Consider the following 19,251-nt stretch of genomic DNA (forward strand, 5'->3'; position numbering starts at 1 on the left):
AAGGGCCGCAAAGCGGCCCCTGAATTCTGAAGGCAAACAAACAAAAACGCCCCCGGCCTTTCGACCGGGGGCGTTTTCATTCAGCCTGAACTAATGACTCAGTTCTTGGCTTTCTTGGCAGCGCGGGTACGCTCGCCTTCGTCGAGGATCTTCTTGCGCAGACGGATCGACTTCGGCGTGACTTCGCACAGCTCGTCGTCCTGGATGAATTCCAGGGCCTGCTCGAGGGTGTGGCGAACCGGCGGAACCAGGGCGATGACTTCATCCTTGCCCGAAGCACGCATGTTGTCGAGCTTCTTGCCTTTGGTCGGGTTCACGCCCAGGTCGTTGTCACGGCTGTTCAGGCCGATGATCTGACCGTTGTAGATCTCCTGGCCGTGCTCAACGAACAGCTTGCCGCGAGCCTGCAGGGTTTCCAGCGAGTAGGTCAGGGCCTTGCCGGTCTCGACCGAAACCAGGACACCGTTCAGGCGGCCGGACATCTGGCCCGACTTCATGGTGTCGTAGCGATCGAAGATCGAGGTCAGGATGCCTGCACCGTTGGTCAGGGTCAGGAACTGGTTACGGAAACCGATCAGACCACGGGCTGGAATGTTGTATTCCAGGCGCACACGGCCCTTGCCATCCGGAACCATGTTGGTCAGGTCGCCTTTACGCAGGCCCATCTCTTCCATGACCTTGCCCTGGGATTCCTCAGGGATGTCGATGGTGACGTTCTCGAACGGCTCCTGCTTGACGCCGTCGACTTCGCGGATGATCACTTCAGGACGGCCTACGGCCATCTCGAAGCCTTCACGGCGCATGGTTTCGATCAGTACCGACAGGTGCAGCTCGCCACGGCCCGATACCTTGAACTTGTCAGGGGAATCGGTTTCCTGAACGCGCAGGGCAACGTTGTACAGCAGCTCCTTGTCCAGACGGTCCTTGATGTTACGGCTGGTGACGAACTTGCCTTCTTTACCGCAGAACGGCGAGTCGTTGACCTGGAAGGTCATCGAAACAGTTGGCTCGTCAACGGTCAGCGGCTTCATCGCTTCTACCGCATCCGGGGCGCACAGGGTGTCGGAGATGAACAGCTCGTCGAAACCGCTGATGCAGACGATGTCGCCAGCCTGGGCTTCTTCGACGTCCACACGGTGCAGACCGTGGTGACCCATCAGTTTCAGGATACGGCCGTTACGCTTCTTGCCGTTGGTGTCGATGGCGACAACCGGGGTGTTCGGCTTGACGCGACCGCGGGCGATACGGCCAACACCGATAACGCCGAGGAAGCTGTTGTAGTCCAGTGCGGAGATCTGCATCTGGAACGAGCCTTCACGGTCAACATCCGGCGCCGGTACGTTGTCGACGATCGACTGGTACAGGGCGGTCATGTCTTCGCCCATGGCGGTGTGGTCCAGGCCGGCGATGCCGTTCAGGGCCGAGGCGTAGACGACTTTGAAGTCCAGCTGTTCGTCGGTGGCGCCGAGGTTGTCGAACAGGTCGAAGATCTGGTCCAGAACCCAGTCAGGACGCGCGCCCGGACGGTCGACCTTGTTGATCACGACGATCGGCTTCAGGCCGGCTTCGAAGGCCTTCTTGGTCACGAAGCGGGTTTGCGGCATCGGGCCGTCTTGCGCGTCGACCAGCAGCAGCACGGAGTCGACCATCGACATTACACGCTCAACCTCGCCACCGAAGTCGGCGTGGCCGGGGGTGTCGACGATGTTGATGTGGTAGCCGTTCCAGTTGATGGCGGTGTTTTTCGCCAGAATGGTAATGCCGCGCTCTTTTTCCTGGTCGTTGGAGTCCATGACGCGCTCGTCGTTGAGCTCGTTACGCTCCAGGGTGCCGGACTGGCGCAGGAGTTTGTCGACCAGGGTGGTTTTACCATGGTCAACGTGGGCGATGATGGCGATGTTACGCAGATTTTCGATCACAACTGTATCTCGATCAGAGGATTCGGTTGCCGCCAGTGTAGGCGGCCAATATGTACTGTTTAAGGCTCAGCGGGCCCGGCGGTCGGGAGGGCGATGGCGGATGCTGCCGCCATACAGCCCTGGCGTCTTATGTCGGACGATAAACACGCACATTGGCATGTCCCTCACTGAGCAGGTGGTGTGCGTGCAGACGGCTCATCACACCCTTGTCGCAATACAGCAAGTACTGGCGCGTGGGATCCAGATGCTTGAACTTGCTGTTGATCGCATAGAACGGCATGGCTTGGACTTCGATACCTTCCAGCGCCAGGGGTTCGTCTTCCTGGGCATCAGGGTGACGAATGTCGATGACGATCTGGCCTGGCAGCGCCTCGGCCACTTCCTCGACTTCGATGTCCTTGCCCAGTTCATCGATCACGTGGTCGATGGAAATGAACCTGGCGCGCTCCAGGGCACGCTCCAGCACTTCCATCTCGAATTGCTTCTCTTCGTGCTCCATGCGGTGACGCTTGGCATGGGTGGTCGGGTTCACCGAGATCACGCCGCAGTACTCGGGCATGTGCTTGGCGAAATCGGCGGTGCCGATCTCGGTAGCCTGGTCGATGATGTCCTGCTTGTGGCTGGCCAGCAGCGGGCGCAGCACCAGCTTGTCAGTGGCCGAGTCGATGATCGACAGGTTCGGCAATGTCTGGCTGGACACTTGGGAAATCGCCTCGCCGGTCACCAGGGCGTCGATCTGCAGGCGGTCGGCCATGCGCGCAGCCGCGCGCAGCATCATGCGCTTGAGCGTGACGCCCATGTAGCTGTTGTCGACCTTGTTGAGGATTTCGCCGACCACTTCCTCGAACGGTACGCTGATGAACAGCACGCGCTGGCTGCTGCCGTACTTCTTCCACAGGAAATGGGCCACTTCCATCACACCCAGTTCGTGGGCGCGGCCACCGAGGTTGAAGAAGCAGAAGTGGGTCATCAGGCCGCGGCGCATCATCTGATAGGCCGCCACGGTGGAGTCGAAGCCACCGGACATCAGCACCAGGGTCTGCTCCAGGGCACCCAGCGGATAACCACCGATGCCGTTGTGCTGGTTGTGGATCACGTACAGGCGCTGGTCGCGGATCTCGATGCGCACCAGCACCTCCGGCTTCTTCAGCTCGATGCCGGCGGCGCCGCACTGCTGGCGCAGCTGGCTGCCGACGTAGCGGTCGACGTCCATCGAGGTGAAGTCGTGGTGACCACCGCGTTTGCAGCGCACGGCGAAGTACTTGCCGGCCAGCAGGTGGCCGAAGTGGTGCTTGCACTTGGCGACGATGTCGTCGAAGTCGCCCAGCGGGTATTCCTCGACCTGCAGGAAGTGGGTGATACCCGGGGTGCAGGACAGGCGCTCGATCATCTCGCGCTGGATCTTCTCGTCCTCGACGCGGGTCACCACCTCGAGGTTGTCCCAGACACCATCAACCGCGAGCTCGGGATCCAGATCCTTGAGCACGTTGCGGATGTTCTTGGCGAGCTGGCGGATGAAGCGCTTGCGCACCGGCCGGCTCTTGATGGTGATCTCTGGGAAGACTTTGACGATAAGTTTCATTGGTTTAACAGCGCGCGCAGGGCCTGCCGAAAATAGGGGGCGCGAATTATAGCGGAAATCGCTCAAGGTTTGAGCAACTTTTGATCAGAAGCTTTGCGATGAATGCAGCAGGGGGCTTGTGCAGCACCTGTACCGGCCCTTTCGCGGGTAAACCCGCTCCCACAGGGATCGCACAATCATTGAAGCCAGTGAAGATCCTGTGGGAGCGGGCTTGCCCGCGAAAGGGCCCCCGAAAGCAGCACAAGGCCTCAGGCGCGCACCAAAATAGTGCTTAACATTCAAAAAGTGCCTTTTAAGGGTGCATTCTTTCCATCCCACAACCTCGCAAATGCCCGTCAACGCCCCCTTTCATCCCGCCATCGCCATTTTTGGGCACTGGCATGCAATTTGCTCCCTTGTGAGGCAGGTACGCTTGGCCGACTATCCGCGCCCAGCGACACCCTTTTTCCAGGGCAGCGGCCAACTGCGCCCTAGACCATCCGGAGGACAACATGTCGAAGTCGGTTCAACTCATCAAAGATCATGACGTCAAGTGGATTGATCTGCGTTTCACGGACACCAAGGGCGTTCAGCATCACGTGACCATGCCGGCGCGCGATGGCCTGGACGAAGACTTCTTCGAAGTCGGCAAGATGTTCGACGGTTCCTCCATCGCTGGCTGGAAAGGCATCGAAGCCTCCGACATGATCCTGATGCCGGTCGACGACACCGCCGTGCTGGACCCGTTCACCGAAGAGCCGACCCTGATCATCACCTGCGATATCGTCGATCCGTCGAGCATGCAGGGCTACGATCGCGACCCGCGCGGCATCGCCAAGCGCGCCGAAGAGTACCTGAAGAGCACCGGCATCGGTGACACCGTGTTCGCAGGCCCGGAGCCTGAGTTCTTCATCTTCGACGAAGTGAAGTTCCAGTCGGACATCTCTGGCTCGATGTTCAAGATCTTCTCCGAGCAAGGCTCGTGGATGACCGGCGCTGACGTCGAAGGCGGCAACAAAGGCCACCGTCCGGGCGTGAAAGGCGGCTACTTCCCGGTTCCGCCGTTCGACCACGACCACGAAATCCGCACTGCCATGTGCAACGCCCTGGAAGAAATGGGCCAGACCGTCGAAGTCCACCACCACGAAGTGGCGACTGCCGGCCAGAACGAAATCGGCGTCAAGTTCAACACCCTGGTGAAGAAAGCTGACGAAGTACAGGCCCTGAAGTACGTCGTGCACAACGTTGCCGACGCTTACGGCCGTACCGCCACCTTCATGCCCAAGCCTCTGTACGGCGACAACGGCTCGGGCATGCACGTGCACATGTCGATCTGGAAAGACGGCAAGAACACCTTCTCCGGCGAAGGCTATGCCGGCCTGTCCGATACCGCCCTGTACTTCATCGGCGGCATCATCAAGCACGGCAAGGCCCTGAACGGCTTCACCAACCCGTCGACCAACTCCTACAAGCGTCTGGTCCCAGGTTTCGAAGCCCCGGTGATGCTGGCCTACTCGGCGCGCAACCGTTCCGCCTCGATCCGTATTCCTTACGTCGGCAGCCCGAAAGCCCGCCGTATCGAAGCACGCTTCCCGGACCCATCGGCCAACCCGTACCTGGCCTTCGCGGCCTTGCTGATGGCCGGCCTGGACGGCATCCAGAACAAGATCCACCCAGGCGATGCCGCCGACAAGAACCTGTACGACCTGCCGCCTGAAGAGGCCAAGGACATCCCGCAGGTGTGCGGCAGCCTGAAGGAAGCCCTGGAAGAGCTGGACAAGGGCCGTGCGTTCCTGACCAAGGGCGGCGTGTTCTCCGACGACTTCATCGATGCCTTCATCGAACTGAAGAGCGAAGAAGAGATCAAGGTCCGCACCTTCGTACACCCGCTGGAATACGAGCTGTACTACAGCTGCTGATCTGATCGGCGCCCCGCGTCGATGACATCAGGACGGCCTCCCTCGGGAGGCCGTTTTCATTTCCGGATCGAATCCCTCGCGGGCAAACCGCACGCCCTCTGTGGGAGCGGGTTCACCCGCGCGGAGGCCATTGGCTCCCAGCCAAAATCAAAACCTCACCCTCCGGGCTATGCTCTATATTGGTGCACTATTTTCGGGCATGCCCCGTGATGCCCCCCAATATGGTTCAAGTGAAACGTTTAACCTGGACTTTCTGTTCCGAATTTGCGCAATAACAGGTGTTTATCCGGGTTTCTCGCTTCTTTTCGGAGCCTTGGTTTGTTTCTTGCATTTTCACGGTACCAAGCGCACCACCCGCGCCAGCCCATGTGCCAAAAGAGGTCAACGACGCCCCATGACCATCAGCGATGCACAGCACCGTCTGCTTCTGGACAACCTGACCACGGCCACGCTGCTGCTCAATGCCGAACTGCGCCTGGAGTACATGAACCCGGCGGCAGAGATGCTGCTGGCCGTCAGCGGCCAGCGCAGCCACGGGCAGTTCATCAGCGAGCTGTTCACCGAATCGACCGAGGCGCTCAATTCGCTGCGCCAGGCGGTGGAGCAGGCGCACCCGTTCACCAAGCGTGAAGCGCAGCTGACCTCGCTGACCGGCCAGACCATCACCGTCGACTATGCCGTGACCCCCATCCTGCATCTGGGCCAGACCCTGCTGTTGCTGGAGGTGCATCCGCGCGACCGCCTGCTGCGCATCACCAAGGAAGAGGCCCAGCTGAGCAAGCAGGAGACCACCAAGATGCTGGTGCGCGGCCTGGCCCACGAGATCAAGAACCCTCTCGGCGGCATCCGCGGCGCGGCCCAGTTGCTGGCCCGCGAACTGCCGGAAGAAAGCCTGCGCGACTACACCAACGTGATCATCGAGGAAGCCGACCGCCTGCGTAACCTGGTCGACCGCATGCTCGGCTCGAACAAGCTGCCGTCGCTGGCCATGACCAACATCCACGAAGTGCTCGAGCGCGTGTGCAGCCTGGTCGAGGCCGAGAGCCAGGGCTGCATCACCTTGGTGCGCGACTACGACCCGAGCTTGCCGGACGTGCTGATCGACCGCGAGCAGATGATCCAGGCCGTGCTCAACATCGTGCGCAACGCCATGCAGGCCATCGGCGGGCAGAACGAACTGCGCCTGGGCCGCATCACCCTGCGCAGCCGCGCCGTGCGCCAGTTCACCATCGGCCATGTGCGCCACCGCCTGGTCGCCAGGATCGAGATCGTCGACAACGGCCCCGGCATCCCAGCGGAACTGCAGGACACCCTCTTCTATCCCATGGTCAGCGGCCGTCCGGACGGTACCGGGCTGGGCCTGGCCATCACCCAGAACATCATCAGCCAGCACCAGGGCCTGATCGAGTGCGAGAGCCACCCCGGCCACACCACCTTCTCGATCTACCTGCCCCTGGAACAAGGAGCCACCGCCCCATGAGCCGAAGTGAAACCGTCTGGATCGTCGATGATGATCGTTCCATCCGCTGGGTCCTGGAAAAGGCCCTGCAGCAGGAAGGCATGACCACCCAGAGCTTCGACAGCGCCGACGGCGTCATGGGCCGCCTGGCCCGCCAGCAGCCGGACGTGATCATCTCGGACATCCGCATGCCGGGCGCCAGCGGCCTCGACCTGCTGGCCCAGATCCGCGAGCAGCACCCGGGGTTGCCGGTGATCATCATGACCGCTCACTCCGACCTGGACAGCGCCGTGGCCTCGTACCAGGGCGGCGCCTTCGAGTACCTGCCCAAGCCGTTCGATGTCGACGAGGCGGTGTCGCTGGTCAAGCGCGCCAACCAGCATGCCCAGGAGCAGCAAGCCCTGGAAGTGCCCCAGGCGCTGGCCCGCACGCCCGAGATCATCGGCGAGGCGCCGGCGATGCAGGAGGTATTCCGCGCCATCGGTCGCCTCAGCCACTCCAATATCACCGTGCTGATCAACGGTGAGTCCGGCACGGGTAAAGAGCTGGTGGCCCACGCCTTGCACCGCCACAGCCCGCGTGCGGCGTCGCCGTTCATCGCCCTGAACATGGCGGCGATCCCCAAGGACCTGATGGAATCCGAGCTGTTCGGCCATGAGAAAGGCGCCTTCACCGGCGCCGCCAACCTGCGTCGCGGCCGTTTCGAGCAGGCCGACGGCGGCACGCTGTTCCTCGACGAGATCGGCGACATGCCCGCCGACACCCAGACCCGCCTGCTGCGGGTGCTGGCCGACGGCGAGTTCTACCGGGTCGGTGGCCATGTGCCGGTGAAGGTGGATGTACGCATCATCGCCGCCACCCACCAGAACCTCGAGTCGCTGGTGCAGGCCGGCAAGTTCCGTGAAGACCTGTTCCACCGCCTCAACGTGATCCGCATCCATATCCCGCGCCTGGCGGATCGGCGCGAGGACATCCCGGCCCTGGCCCGCCACTTCCTCGGCCGCGCTGCCCAGGAGCTGGCGGTGGAACCCAAGCTGCTCAAGCCGGAGACCGAGGAGTTCATCCGCAACCTGCCGTGGCCGGGCAACGTGCGCCAGCTGGAGAACACCTGCCGCTGGATCACCGTGATGGCTTCCAGTCGCGAAGTGCTGGTCGGCGACCTGCCGCCGGAGTTGCTCAACCTGCCCCAGGACGCCGCGCCGGTGACCAACTGGGAACAGGCCCTGCGCCAGTGGGCTGACCAGGCCCTGGCCCGCGGCCAGTCGAGCCTGCTCGACAGCGCCGTACCCAGTTTCGAGCGGATCATGATCGAGACCGCGCTCAAGCATACGGCCGGGCGGCGTCGTGATGCGGCCTTGTTGCTGGGGTGGGGGCGTAATACCTTGACGCGCAAGATCAAGGAATTGGGGATGAAGGTGGATGGGGGGGATGAGGACGAAGGGGACGAGCACTGAGACAGTCAAAAAATATGACCCATGAGGCCGACCATGGCCTCATGAGGCTCACATAGTTATTCCAACTGAAACCTTTCTCATATTATGATTAATTTGTAAAAAAGCAAAACTACGCAAGGTCATCCAAACTCTGCCCTCTAAGTTTATGCGCATCCTCAGTGGGTGCCTGCTGCTTCAAAAGCCCCAAGTTTGTTAGAACCCTCTTAGCCAACTCTGGGTCGTAGAAATTATTCATGAAGGACTTCCACTCCACCTTTAAGTCTGGCCGCCTAAAACCTTCACGATCCTCTGCAAACTTCTTAGCAAACCATAAAGTAAGAGTCGCCGTTGCAGCAATTTGGTCAAATTCTTGCGGCATCTCGCCACCCACCAGACTACTAACCTCCTTGACAGCCGCATGCGCAGCGAAAATAGCCGTGGCACCTTCTAAAGCCGTTATAAGCTTACTGGGCTTATTGACCTGACCTGGGGCAGGGAACATCGTGCTGTCGACCCTATCTACAAAAGTTTTAAGACTCTCTAGAGATGCGAAAGAGGCAAGGAACAGTTTCGCTGCGGTTTCCGCTACCTGCCCATAATTCCGCCCATCAGGATCATGCCTATTTACTGGGTCGTCACCACAATAAACATAGGCATTAATCCCGCCCTTACCAAACGGGCTCAATTGGTCAGACGAAATGAAGCGCCTCAGGCATGGAGAATAATAGCGATGGCCATTACCTAATGGATACAAATCGATCAGCGATTCTTTACGCTGCCCGCAGAAACCAAGGGTCGGCCCCCCTGTACCTGTAAAAGCACCGTAAGGCGTATACACCCTGGAGAAATTGCTACTCCCGAACGGCGATCGCTGGTGATCGAGCATCGGCAAATACACGCTCATGAACAGTCACTCCCGCAAGACCATAAGTCATGAGCCGAAAGCTAACCGAGACTGGCAGTGTCCGATACTGGCAAAATTATCAGGTTCAGCAGGTGCCACCGCGCCTACTTCACCACCCCACATCCTAGATAGAGCCATTTGCACCGTTGCTGTGCTGCGCGCACCAGCAAAAGGCAAATTTGCCTTCAAAAGTCCTCAAAGAATGGCCGGAACACCGCATTCTTGGGCCTATACCAGACCTGGCACGCTCCCTGCTAAGTACTCAGCACCTCCAGTTTTGGGGACCTCGGTACAGGCAGGCCGGGAAATCCCCTCTTTTATTCGTGCAGCCTCACCTGCACCCGCCAGCGCCCCGCCTCCTCCGTCGCGTTCCACTCGCCACGCAGGGGGCGGGCGGCCACCACGGTCAGTACCAGCCCTTCCTCGCTCTTCTGCAGGCGCCAGCCCACCGGTTTGTCCTGCAGCGTCAGCTGACCACGCTGGGTCTTGCCCTGGGCCTCGAACACGATGGCCACGGTGCCCTGGACGTTCTCGCCATGCAGCCTGGGCTCTTCGTTGAACCACAGGTCCAGGCCATCCTGCACCACCTGCACCTGCTCGAGCACCCGTTCTTCCGGGGTGGTCAAACGCCCGATCATCATGCCGACCATCAGCCCGACAAGGGCCAGCGACAGGATCACCCGCGGGAAGGCCTTCGAACGCGGGTCGGGTTCGGGGGTAGAATGCCCGTCATCTTCATGCTTGGAGCCGTGCATGTTTCACGTCATCCTTTTTCAACCAGAAATTCCGCCGAATACCGGCAACATCATCCGCCTGTGCGCCAACAGCGGCTGCGACCTGCACCTGATCGAGCCGATCGGCTTCGAACTGGACGACAAGCGCCTGCGCCGGGCAGGGCTGGACTACCACGAGTATGCCACGCTCAAGCGTCACCAAAGCCTGGCCGACTGCCTGGAAAGCCTGAATCAGCCAAGGCTGTTCGCCTTCACCACCAAGGGCTCGCACCCGTTTCACGAGGTCGAGTACCAGCCTGGCGACGCCTTCCTGTTCGGGCCTGAAAGCCGTGGCCTGCCGGCCGAGGTGCTGGACAGCCTGGCCCCCGAGCAGCGCCTGCGCCTGCCGATGCGGCCGGGGTGCCGGAGCCTGAACCTGTCCAATACCGTGGCGGTGACAGTGTACGAGGCGTGGCGGCAGCAGGGGTTTGCCGGTAGCTGATGCGCTGCCTGTACCGGCCCTTTCGCGGGCAAGCCCGCTCCCACAGGTATTGCGGGGTTGCCAAGAGCAGCACATTACCTGTGGGTGCACAGATATTGTGTGGTTGCTGAGAACAGCACAAATCCTTTGGGAGCACAGGTACTGTGTGATTGCTGAGAGCAGCATAAATCCTGTGGGAGCACAGGTACTGCGTGATTGCTGAGAGCAGCGTAAATCCTGTGGGAGCACAGGTACTGTGTGATTGCTGAGAGCAGCATAAATCCTGTGGGAGCACAGGTACTGTGTGATTGCTGAGAGCAGCATAAATCCTGTGGGAGCGGGTTTACCCGCGAAAGGGCCGGGGCAGGCGACACACCATGAAAAAGGCGACCACGAAGGTCGCCTTTTCTTTACCCGCAGCAATCACTGCACGGTCGGCACTTCACCGGCTTCCTGCATGCGCTGCATCTCTTGCGCGTACAGGGCGTCGAAGTTGACCGGCGACAGCATCAGCGCCGGGAACGAGCCACGGGTCACCAGGCTGTCCAGGGTCTCGCGGGCGTACGGGAACAGGATGTTCGGGCAGAACGCGCCGAGGGTGTGGCTCATCGAGGACGCGTCCAGATTAGCGATCAGGAAGATGCCAGCCTGCTGCACTTCGGCGATGAAGGCCACTTCGTCACCATTCTTGACGGTCACCGACAGGGTCAGCACGACTTCGTGGAAGTCGCCTTCCAGGGCTTTCTGACGGGTGTTCAGGTCCAGCGAGACGCTCGGCTCCCACTGCTGGCGGAAGATCTGCGGGCTTTTCGGGGCCTCGAATGACAGATCGCGCACGTAGATGCGCTGCAGGGAGAATTGTGGAGCGGTGGCGTCAGTGGCGCCGTTGGTCTGTTGCTCGGTCATGGCAGATCCTTTTCCTAATGTTCTTGAATGCAGTGCGAATCAGGCCGCCAGCAGCGCGTCGAGCTTGCCCGCGCGCTCCAGGGCATAGAGGTCATCGCATCCACCGACGTGCGTGCTGCCGATCCAGATCTGCGGCACCGAGGTACGGCCGGCCTTCTGGCTCATTTCGGCGCGAACCTGAGGCTTGCCGTCGACCTTGATCTCCTCGAACGCCACGCCCTTGCTCTCGAGCAGGTACTTGGCGCGCATGCAGTAGGGGCAGTAGTCGCTGGAATAGACGATGACGGGCTTCATATCACTTCACCAGGGGCAGGTTATCGGCTTTCCAGCTGGAAACGCCACCGCTGAGCTTGGCGGCGGTGTAACCAGCCTTGAGCAGTTCGCGGCACAGGGTGCCGGACTGCTGGCCCATCGCGTCGACGACGATCAGGGTCTTCTCTTTGTGTTTTTCCAGCTCGCTCATGCGGCCGGCGACTTTGTCCTGGGGAATGTTCAGCGCACCGACGATATGCCCGGCCGAGTATTCCTTGGCGGTACGAATATCGATCACCACGGCCTTGTCGGCGTTGACCAGCGCGGTCAGCTGGCCGTTGCTCAGGCTCTGGCCGCCACGGCGGACTTCGTTGATCAGCAGCAGGACCAGCAGGACGACGAAAATGGCCACCAGGATGTAGTGATCTGTCGCGAATTGAATCAGGTGAGCAACCATCAGGGGTGTTCCAGGCGATTGAAAATGGCGGCCAGTATACACAGCGCCCCATGACCGCCAAAGCCCACCGGGCTGGCGGCAAACGCGTCTTCATGTTGCATGCCTGACCGCGCCTGTCGGGCAAGGGGAGGAATATTCGCCGTCGCTGGCGGATTTGCCCTAAAATGCGTGTCTTTATCATCTTTGAACAACCGTGAGTTTGATTGATGACGAGTACGCCTAAACCCCTGGTCCTGATCATCCTGGATGGCTTCGGTCACAGCGAAAGCCCCGAATACAACGCCATCTTCGCTGCCAACACGCCGGTCTACGACCGCCTGCGCGCCACCCAGCCGCATGGCCTGATCTCCGGCTCCGGCATGGACGTGGGGCTGCCCGACGGGCAGATGGGCAACTCCGAAGTCGGTCACATGAACCTCGGCGCCGGCCGCGTGGTGTACCAGGACTTCACCCGGGTGACCAAGGCCATCCGTGACGGCGAGTTCTTCGAGAACCCCGTGCTCGGCGGCGCGGTGGACAAGGCCGTCGGCGCCGGCAAGGCCGTGCACATCCTCGGCCTGCTCTCCGACGGCGGCGTGCACAGCCACCAGGACCACCTGATCGCCATGGCCGAGCTGGCCGCGCAGCGTGGCGCCGAGAAGATCTACCTGCACGCCTTCCTCGACGGCCGCGACACCCCGCCGCGCAGCGCCCAGTCGTCCATCGAACTGCTCGACGCCACCTTCGCCCGCCTGGGCAAGGGCCGCATCGCCAGCCTGATTGGCCGCTACTACGCCATGGACCGCGACAACCGCTGGGATCGCGTACAAGCCGCCTACAACCTGATCGTCGACAGCACCGCCGAATTCACCGCCGACAGCGCCCTCGCCGGCCTGCAAGCCGCCTACGCCCGCGAGGAGAACGACGAGTTCGTCAAGGCCACGCGCATTGGCGAAGCCGTCAAGGTCGAGGATGGCGACGCGGTCATCTTCATGAACTTCCGCGCCGACCGTGCCCGCGAGCTGTCCCGTGCGTTCGTCGAAGCGGACTTCAGCGAATTCCCACGCGCACGCCTGCCCAAGCTGGCGGCTTACATCGGCCTGACCCAGTATTCGGCGAAAATTCCGGCGCCTGCCGCGTTTGCCCCGTCCAGTCTGGACAATGTCCTGGGCGAATACCTGGCGAAGAACGGCAAGACCCAGCTGCGTATCGCCGAGACCGAGAAGTACGCCCATGTCACCTTCTTCTTCTCCGGTGGTCGCGAAGAGCCGTTCGAAGGCGAAGAACGCATCCTGATCCCGTCGCCGAAGGTCGCCACCTACGACCTGCAGCCGGAAATGAACGCTCCCGAGGTCACCGACCGCATCGTCGAGGCCATCGAGCAGCAGCGTTATGACGTGATCGTGGTCAACTATGCCAACGGCGACATGGTCGGCCATACCGGCGTGTTCGAAGCGGCGGTCAAGGCCGTCGAAGCCCTGGACATCTGCGTCGGCCGTATCGTCGAAGCCCTGGACAAGGTCGGCGGCGAAGCGCTGATCACCGCTGACCACGGCAACGTCGAGCAGATGGAAGACGAGTGCACCGGCCAGGCGCACACCGCCCACACCAGCGAGCCGGTGCCGTTCATCTATGTCGGCAAGCGCCAGGTCAAGGTCCGCGAAGGCGGCGTGCTGGCCGATGTAGCGCCGACCATGCTCAAGCTGCTGGGGCTGGAAAAGCCGGTCGAGATGACCGGCACCTCGATCCTGGTCGATGCTTGATGCTTGTACGGGGCCGCTTTGCGGCCCTTCCGCGGCACAAGGCCGCTCCTACAGGTGATCGCACATAACCTGTAGGAGCGGCCTTGTGCCGCGAAAGGGCTGCGCAGCAGCCCCGAAATACCTGAATTCCAGACCAACGCCCCGCCGCGCATGCCGCAGGGCGTTTTTTTTGCAGGCCCGCAAGGGCATACTAGGCCAGTCTCCATCCCCGGTACGCCAAACCCCATGCTCCGCGCCCTCTTCTTACTAGCCCTGTCATGCCTGCTCACCCCGGCTTTCGCCGACGAGCGCGCACAGACCCAGCAACAGCTGGACGCCACCCGCCAGGACATCGCCGAGCTGAAGAAGATGCTGGGCAAGCTTCAGGAGGAGAAAGCCGGCGTGCAGAAAGACCTCAAGTCCACCGAGACCGACATCGGCAGCCTCGAGAAACAGGTGGAGGCATTGCAGCAAGAACTAAAAAAGACCGAGGGCGAGCTGGAGCGCCTTGATCACGAGAAAAAAAAACTCCAGAGCGCCCGCGTTGAACAGCAACGCCTGATTGCCATCCAGGCCCGTTCGGCCTACCAGAACAATGGCCGCGAGGAATACCTCAAGCTGCTGCTGAACCAGCAGAACCCCGAGAAGTTCGCCCGCACCCTCACCTATTACGACTACCTCAGCAAGGCGCGCATGGACCAGTTGCGCGCCTTCAACGAGACCCTGCGCCAGCTGGCCAACGTCGAGCAGGACATCGCCCGCCAGCAGGAACAGCTGCTGACCCAACGCGCCGACCTCGACGGTCGCCGCCAGGCGCTCGTGGCCGAGCGCGACAAGCGCCAGCAGGTGCTGGCCAAGCTCAACAGCGACATGAAAGAGCGCGACCAGAAGCTGCAGAGCCGCGAGCAGGACCAGGCCGACCTGGGCAAGGTGCTCAAGACCATCGAGGAAACCCTGGCCCGCCAGGCCCGCGAGGCCGAAGAGGCGCGCCAGCGCGCCCTGCTGGCCAGGCAGGAAGAAGAGAAACGCCGCAAGGAGCAGGCCCTGGCTGCGGCAGCCCGTGCCCAGGAGCCCGAGGAGGCGCCGAAAAAGGCCCGCACCACCCTCGGCCCGGTGGTTTCCAGCGATGGCGCCAGCTACGGCGGCGCTTTTTCTGCGGCCCGGGGCAAACTTCCATGGCCGGTCAATGGTCGATTGCTGGCACGCTTCGGCGATACCCGCGGCGGCGACGCCCGGGCCAAATGGGACGGAGTGATGATCGGCGCCAGCGCCGGCACCCAGGTGCGCGCCGTGCATGGCGGGCGCGTGGTGTTCGCCGACTGGTTGCGCGGCGCTGGACTTCTGGTCATTCTCGACCATGGCAATGGCTACCTGAGCCTGTACGGCCACAACCAGAGCCTGCTCAAGAGCGCCGGCGATATCGTCAAGGCCGGCGATGCCATCTCCACCGTCGGCGACAGCGGTGGCCAGGACAACGCCGGCCTGTACTTCGCGATTCGCCAGCAGGGCCGGCCCACCGACCCTGCGCAATGGTGCCGAGGCTAGTGTCCTGTCTCGGAAATACGTTCTCTTTTGGCGAGTGGCTTGGGTGTTCGGCCAAGGCGCCGCGACGAGTCATAGCAGGGCTATGGCGAGGAGTGGCAACGCCGGCCGGGCGCCCAAGACGCCGCCAAAAGTGAACAGCTTATTTCCGAGACAGGACACTGGATAATGCTACTTTTACGGCGCCGCCCACGAAACGGCGGCGCCGATGCTCCCGACGGGAGCACCAACAGGATCAGGAGTTCGTTCGACATGCTGCACTCGCCTCGCCTCACCCAGCTGGCCCTGACCATCGCCCTGGTCATCGGCGCGCCCCTGGCCGTTGCTGCCGAGCCGGCCAAGCCAGCGGCCAAGCCGGCTGCGGTGCCGGCCACCGAGGTGACCGCCAAGGCGCCGCTGCCGCTTGAAGAGCTGCGCACCTTTGCCGAGGTCATGGACCGCATCAAGGCCGCCTATGTGGAGCCTGTGGACGACAAGACCCTGCTGGAGAACGCCATCAAGGGCATGCTCAGCAACCTTGACCCACACTCTGCCTACCTCGGCCCCGAGGATTTCCAGGAGCTGCAGGAAAGCACCAGCGGCGAGTTCGGCGGCCTGGGCATCGAAGTGGGCATGGAAGACGGCTTCGTCAAGGTGGTCTCGCCCATCGACGACACCCCGGCCTCCCGCGCCGGCATCGAGGCCGGAGACCTGATCGTCAAGATCAACGGCGCGCCGACCCGTGGCCAGACCATGACCGAGGCCGTGGACAAGATGCGCGGCAAGATCGGCGAGAAGATCACCCTGACCCTGGTGCGCGACGGCGGCACGCCGTTCGACGTGACGCTTGCCCGCGCGGTGATCCAGGTCAAGAGCGTCAAGAGTCAGCTGCTGGAGAACGACTACGGCTACATCCGCATCACCCAGTTCCAGGTCAAGACCGGCGACGAGGTGGGCAAGGCCCTGGCCAAGCTGCGCAAGGACAACGGCAAGAAGCTGCGCGGCGTGGTCCTGGACCTGCGCAACAACCCCGGCGGTGTGTTGCAGTCGGCGGTGGAAGTGGCCGACCATTTCCTCACCAAGGGCCTGATCGTCTACACCAAGGGCCGCATCGCCAACTCCGAGCTGCGCTACTCCGCCGACCCGGCCGACGCCAGCGAAGGCGTGCCGCTGGTGGTGCTGATCAACGGCGGCAGCGCCTCGGCCTCGGAAATCGTCGCCGGCGCCCTGCAGGACCAGAAGCGCGCCGTGCTGATGGGCACCGACAGCTTCGGCAAGGGCTCGGTACAGACCGTGCTGCCGCTGGCCAACGACCGTGCGCTGAAGCTCACCACCGCACTGTATTTCACCCCCAACGGCCGCTCGATCCAGGCCCAGGGCATCGTCCCGGACATCGAGGTGCGTCCGGCCAAGCTTACCGCCGAGGCCGACAACGACAACTTCAAGGAAGCCGACCTGCAGGGCCACCTGGGCAACGGCAACGGCGGTGCCGACCGCCCAAGCGGCAGCAGCAAGCGCAAGGATCGCCCACAGGACAACGACTTCCAGCTCAGCCAGGCCCTCAGCCTGCTCAAGGGCCTGAACATCACCAAGGGCGACTGACCGCTTCCCATGCGTTACCTGCTGTTCACGCTGTTCTGCCTCATGCTCGGTACCGCCCAGGCGGCGCCGGGCAAGGCCTACATGAGCATCATCATCGACGACCTGGGACAGAGCAGCGAGCGTGACAGCCGCACCCTCGCCCTGCCCGGGCCGGTCACCATGGCGATCATGCCCGACACCCCGCACGCCACCGAGTTCGCCCGCCAGGCCCACAAGGCCGGACGCACGGTGATCCTGCACATGCCCATGGACCCGGCCACCGGTCCCTACGCCTGGCACCCCGGCACGCCGATCGAGGAGCTGGCCCGACGCCTGGACGCTGCCTTGGCCAAGGTGCCTTACGTCGCGGGTATCAACAACCACATGGGCAGCCGCATGACCGCCCAGCGCGAACCGATGCGCTGGCTGATGGAAGAGCTGCAACGCCGCCACCTGTTCTTCGTCGACAGTCGCACCAGCGCCGCCACTGTGGCGGCGGCAGAGGCCCAGGCATTGGGCTTGGCCCATGTCTCACGGGATGTGTTCCTCGATGACGTGCGTACCACGGAGGCGATCAGCGGACAATTGCAGCTGGGTATCGCCCAGGCCCGCAAACAAGGCTCTGCGGTACTGATCGGCCACCCCTACCCGCAGACGCTTGAGGTACTGGCCCGTGAAATCCCCCGACTCAAGGCCCAGGGCATCGAGTTGATCGGTCTACCGCAGATGATCGCCGAACGCGGCAATCAGGCCATGCCCGCCCATGGTCACCAGGGTCGCTACAGCAATCGCTGAGGCGTCGCCCGATCCAGACCAACCTGGGAGCGGGCTAGCCCCGCGATCACCGGCTAGGCCGGTGCTGGCAGGGCATCGCGGGCCAAGCCCGCTCCCACGCTGGTGATACCTATGCCGCCACAGCCAACGTACCGCGCATATCCATAAGCACCACCTGGCGCCCCTTCCCCGCAGGCACGCTCGCATCGGTAATCCATACAGGAGCTCAACCGATGTCGACCAAAGCCACCTCTCTGCTTGCCCTGACGATGCTCTGGGCCGCGACCGAAACCCTCGCCGCCACCAGCGACACACCCACACTGCTGAAAAACGCCCAGGGCGAGCACGCCCATTGGAGCGGCATCGGCCGCCTTAACATGGAGCGCGGCCGCCAATGCATCGCCACGCTGATCGACAGCCGCGGCCCCGCATCCACCACGACAGGCCCCGCTTACCTGCTGACCAGCGGCCACTGCCTGGAGACTCGCAATGGCCGGATCATCCACGATCAGCCGGCGCAGGGCAGCATCACCTTCAACTACTTCGCCGACACCCCGGATGCTCGCCCGACATTCGCCCTCAAGCGCACGCTGTGGAGCAGCATGCAAGGCAGCGACCTGGCGCTGCTGGAACTGGACGCCAGCCTCTCTCAGGTGATGGCCGCAGGCATCCAGCCGCTGGCGCTTGGCGTCAGTCCAGCATCAGGCAGCGCGGTGGTGATGGTGGGCGAGGCCGGCAGGCCAGACCTCGGACTGCGCGCGGCCCAATGCACAGAACGGGACCAGGCCAGCGTGACCGAGTTTCCCTGGGTATGGCGCAGGCTCAAGGTCAATGACTGCCCCTCCGGCGGCAAAGGCGCATCAGGCAGCGCGGTGATCGACCAGGTCAGCGGACACTTGGTCAGCGTCGTCAACAGCGTGCCTGTCGGAGCGACGCAAAACAATTACGCCATCCCGGTCCAGCGTGTACTCGGTTGCTTTCACCAAGGCCACGCCGATCTGAGCCTCGAACGCTGCATCCTGCTGCCCGCCTTCCAAATCACTCAGAAAGGGCGGGCCCGCTTGCTCAGGCGGCTCGGCAACGGCTCATCCGCCGCCACCTGGGACCTGACCCTCGACATCGACACCCCGCGCTACCGCTACAAGCAGGTACGCGATGCACTCAAGTGCGAGGACGCGGCCGGCTACAGCGGCACGATCCCCGCCAGCGAACGGCGCATCGACAACCCGATCGCCAGCGAGCCGGGCCGCTACTACCTGTGTCTGGTCGGCGTACAATCGCCGGATCAGCGTCCCTACCCGGCCCTGCTGGCCAACGCCCTTAGCCTGCCTGTCGAGGTGATTCCGGCAGGTCTTCCGCAAATCCGCTACACCCTTGATCGCCACGAGCAAGGCCACGTCATGCTCAACTGGCAGACCAGGCAGCCCTACCTGAGCCACTACCTGGTCAAGTACGGCGCCGCGGACCGGATGGACTGCGACAACGCCTTCGGTTACCGCCGCGCCCTGACACCCGCCCAGGTCATCCCGGCCTCACGCCTGCCGGCCACGCTCTGTAGCCGCGCCATCGACATCGACGGACAGGTGGCGTCGACCCACAGCGAACTGCTGCCGGTGCACGGCCATTGATTTCAGGCCCTGCCTGCGCCGC

At 62.6% G+C, this 19,251-nt stretch carries 16 protein-coding genes; 9 read left to right on the forward strand and 7 right to left on the reverse strand.

What is annotated here, in order from left to right:
• Positions 1 to 98: 98 nt before the first annotated feature.
• On the reverse strand, positions 99 to 1,919 hold the full coding sequence (gene typA, locus NMG10_RS23365) for a translational GTPase TypA (protein ID WP_203648379.1): 1,821 nt from the start codon (positions 1,917 to 1,919) through the stop codon (positions 99 to 101).
• Between the two features lie 127 nt (positions 1,920 to 2,046).
• Positions 2,047 to 3,501: a tRNA uracil 4-sulfurtransferase ThiI gene (gene thiI / locus NMG10_RS23370; protein WP_203648381.1), complete on the reverse strand. Its 1,455-nt coding sequence runs from the start codon at positions 3,499 to 3,501 to the stop codon at positions 2,047 to 2,049.
• A 491-nt stretch (positions 3,502 to 3,992) separates the two neighbouring features.
• Between thiI and glnA the strand changes: the two genes are divergently transcribed.
• From glnA to ntrC, 3 genes are all read left to right on the forward strand, one after another.
• Complete coding sequence (glnA, locus tag NMG10_RS23375; RefSeq protein WP_203648383.1) at positions 3,993 to 5,399, forward strand: type I glutamate--ammonia ligase; 1,407 nt, start codon at positions 3,993 to 3,995, stop codon at positions 5,397 to 5,399.
• A gap of 394 nt (positions 5,400 to 5,793) precedes the next feature.
• Positions 5,794 to 6,879 carry a nitrogen regulation protein NR(II) gene (gene glnL, locus NMG10_RS23380; RefSeq protein ID WP_110735235.1) on the forward strand — a complete coding sequence of 362 codons (1,086 nt, stop codon included), beginning with the start codon at positions 5,794 to 5,796 and terminating at the stop codon, positions 6,877 to 6,879.
• Complete coding sequence (ntrC, locus tag NMG10_RS23385) at positions 6,876 to 8,312, forward strand: nitrogen regulation protein NR(I) (protein ID WP_232854939.1); 1,437 nt, start codon at positions 6,876 to 6,878, stop codon at positions 8,310 to 8,312. Before glnL ends, ntrC begins: the two co-directional genes overlap by 4 nt.
• A 109-nt stretch (positions 8,313 to 8,421) precedes the next feature.
• Here the strand turns inward: ntrC and NMG10_RS23390 are convergent, their stop codons facing one another.
• Entirely contained in the window at positions 8,422 to 9,195 is a 774-nt protein-coding gene (locus NMG10_RS23390) for an RHS repeat-associated core domain-containing protein (protein ID WP_232854938.1), read from the reverse strand.
• A gap of 317 nt (positions 9,196 to 9,512) precedes the next feature.
• Positions 9,513 to 9,950 carry a hypothetical protein gene (locus NMG10_RS23395; RefSeq protein ID WP_232854937.1) on the reverse strand — a complete coding sequence of 146 codons (438 nt, stop codon included), beginning with the start codon at positions 9,948 to 9,950 and terminating at the stop codon, positions 9,513 to 9,515.
• On the opposite strand from NMG10_RS23395, the gene trmL reads away from it, so the two are divergent.
• Positions 9,949 to 10,410 (forward strand): tRNA (uridine(34)/cytosine(34)/5-carboxymethylaminomethyluridine(34)-2'-O)-methyltransferase TrmL, encoded by a 462-nt coding sequence (gene trmL / locus NMG10_RS23400; RefSeq protein WP_203648400.1) that lies wholly within the window; start codon positions 9,949 to 9,951, stop codon positions 10,408 to 10,410. The two genes, NMG10_RS23395 and trmL, sit on opposite strands and share 2 nt — an antisense overlap.
• 402 nt (positions 10,411 to 10,812) lie before the next feature.
• Here trmL and secB read toward each other — a convergent pair whose 3' ends face one another.
• Genes secB through NMG10_RS23415 form a run of 3 tightly spaced genes read right to left on the reverse strand, consistent with a single transcriptional unit; the run spans position 10,813 to position 12,004 of the window.
• Positions 10,813 to 11,295, reverse strand: coding sequence for a protein-export chaperone SecB (gene secB, locus NMG10_RS23405; protein WP_203648402.1), 483 nt, complete (start codon positions 11,293 to 11,295; stop codon positions 10,813 to 10,815).
• Between the two features lie 39 nt (positions 11,296 to 11,334).
• Positions 11,335 to 11,589 (reverse strand): glutaredoxin 3, encoded by a 255-nt coding sequence (gene grxC, locus NMG10_RS23410; RefSeq protein WP_003249204.1) that lies wholly within the window; start codon positions 11,587 to 11,589, stop codon positions 11,335 to 11,337.
• A gap of 1 nt (position 11,590) precedes the next feature.
• On the reverse strand, positions 11,591 to 12,004 hold the full coding sequence (locus NMG10_RS23415; protein WP_028688411.1) for a rhodanese-like domain-containing protein: 414 nt from the start codon (positions 12,002 to 12,004) through the stop codon (positions 11,591 to 11,593).
• Positions 12,005 to 12,210: 206 nt separating this feature from the next.
• Between NMG10_RS23415 and gpmI the strand changes: the two genes are divergently transcribed.
• The 5 genes from gpmI to NMG10_RS23440 all read left to right on the forward strand — a co-directional run bounded on the left by gpmI (position 12,211) and on the right by NMG10_RS23440 (position 19,229).
• Positions 12,211 to 13,746, forward strand: a complete 1,536-nt coding sequence (gene gpmI, locus NMG10_RS23420; protein WP_203648404.1) for a 2,3-bisphosphoglycerate-independent phosphoglycerate mutase — start codon at positions 12,211 to 12,213, stop codon at positions 13,744 to 13,746.
• Between the two features lie 225 nt (positions 13,747 to 13,971).
• Positions 13,972 to 15,270 (forward strand): murein hydrolase activator EnvC, encoded by a 1,299-nt coding sequence (locus tag NMG10_RS23425; protein WP_203648406.1) that lies wholly within the window; start codon positions 13,972 to 13,974, stop codon positions 15,268 to 15,270.
• Positions 15,271 to 15,519: 249 nt separating this feature from the next.
• Complete coding sequence (locus NMG10_RS23430) at positions 15,520 to 16,848, forward strand: S41 family peptidase (RefSeq protein ID WP_062572581.1); 1,329 nt, start codon at positions 15,520 to 15,522, stop codon at positions 16,846 to 16,848.
• 9 nt (positions 16,849 to 16,857) lie between these two features.
• Positions 16,858 to 17,622: a divergent polysaccharide deacetylase family protein gene (locus NMG10_RS23435; protein WP_203648408.1), complete on the forward strand. Its 765-nt coding sequence runs from the start codon at positions 16,858 to 16,860 to the stop codon at positions 17,620 to 17,622.
• A 212-nt stretch (positions 17,623 to 17,834) separates the two neighbouring features.
• Positions 17,835 to 19,229: a serine protease gene (locus tag NMG10_RS23440; RefSeq protein ID WP_254465214.1), complete on the forward strand. Its 1,395-nt coding sequence runs from the start codon at positions 17,835 to 17,837 to the stop codon at positions 19,227 to 19,229.
• Positions 19,230 to 19,251 lie beyond the last annotated feature (22 nt).

The sequence above is a fragment of the Pseudomonas sp. DVZ6 genome (assembly GCF_024259445.1).
Lineage (GTDB): Bacteria > Pseudomonadota > Gammaproteobacteria > Pseudomonadales > Pseudomonadaceae > Aquipseudomonas > Aquipseudomonas peradeniyensis.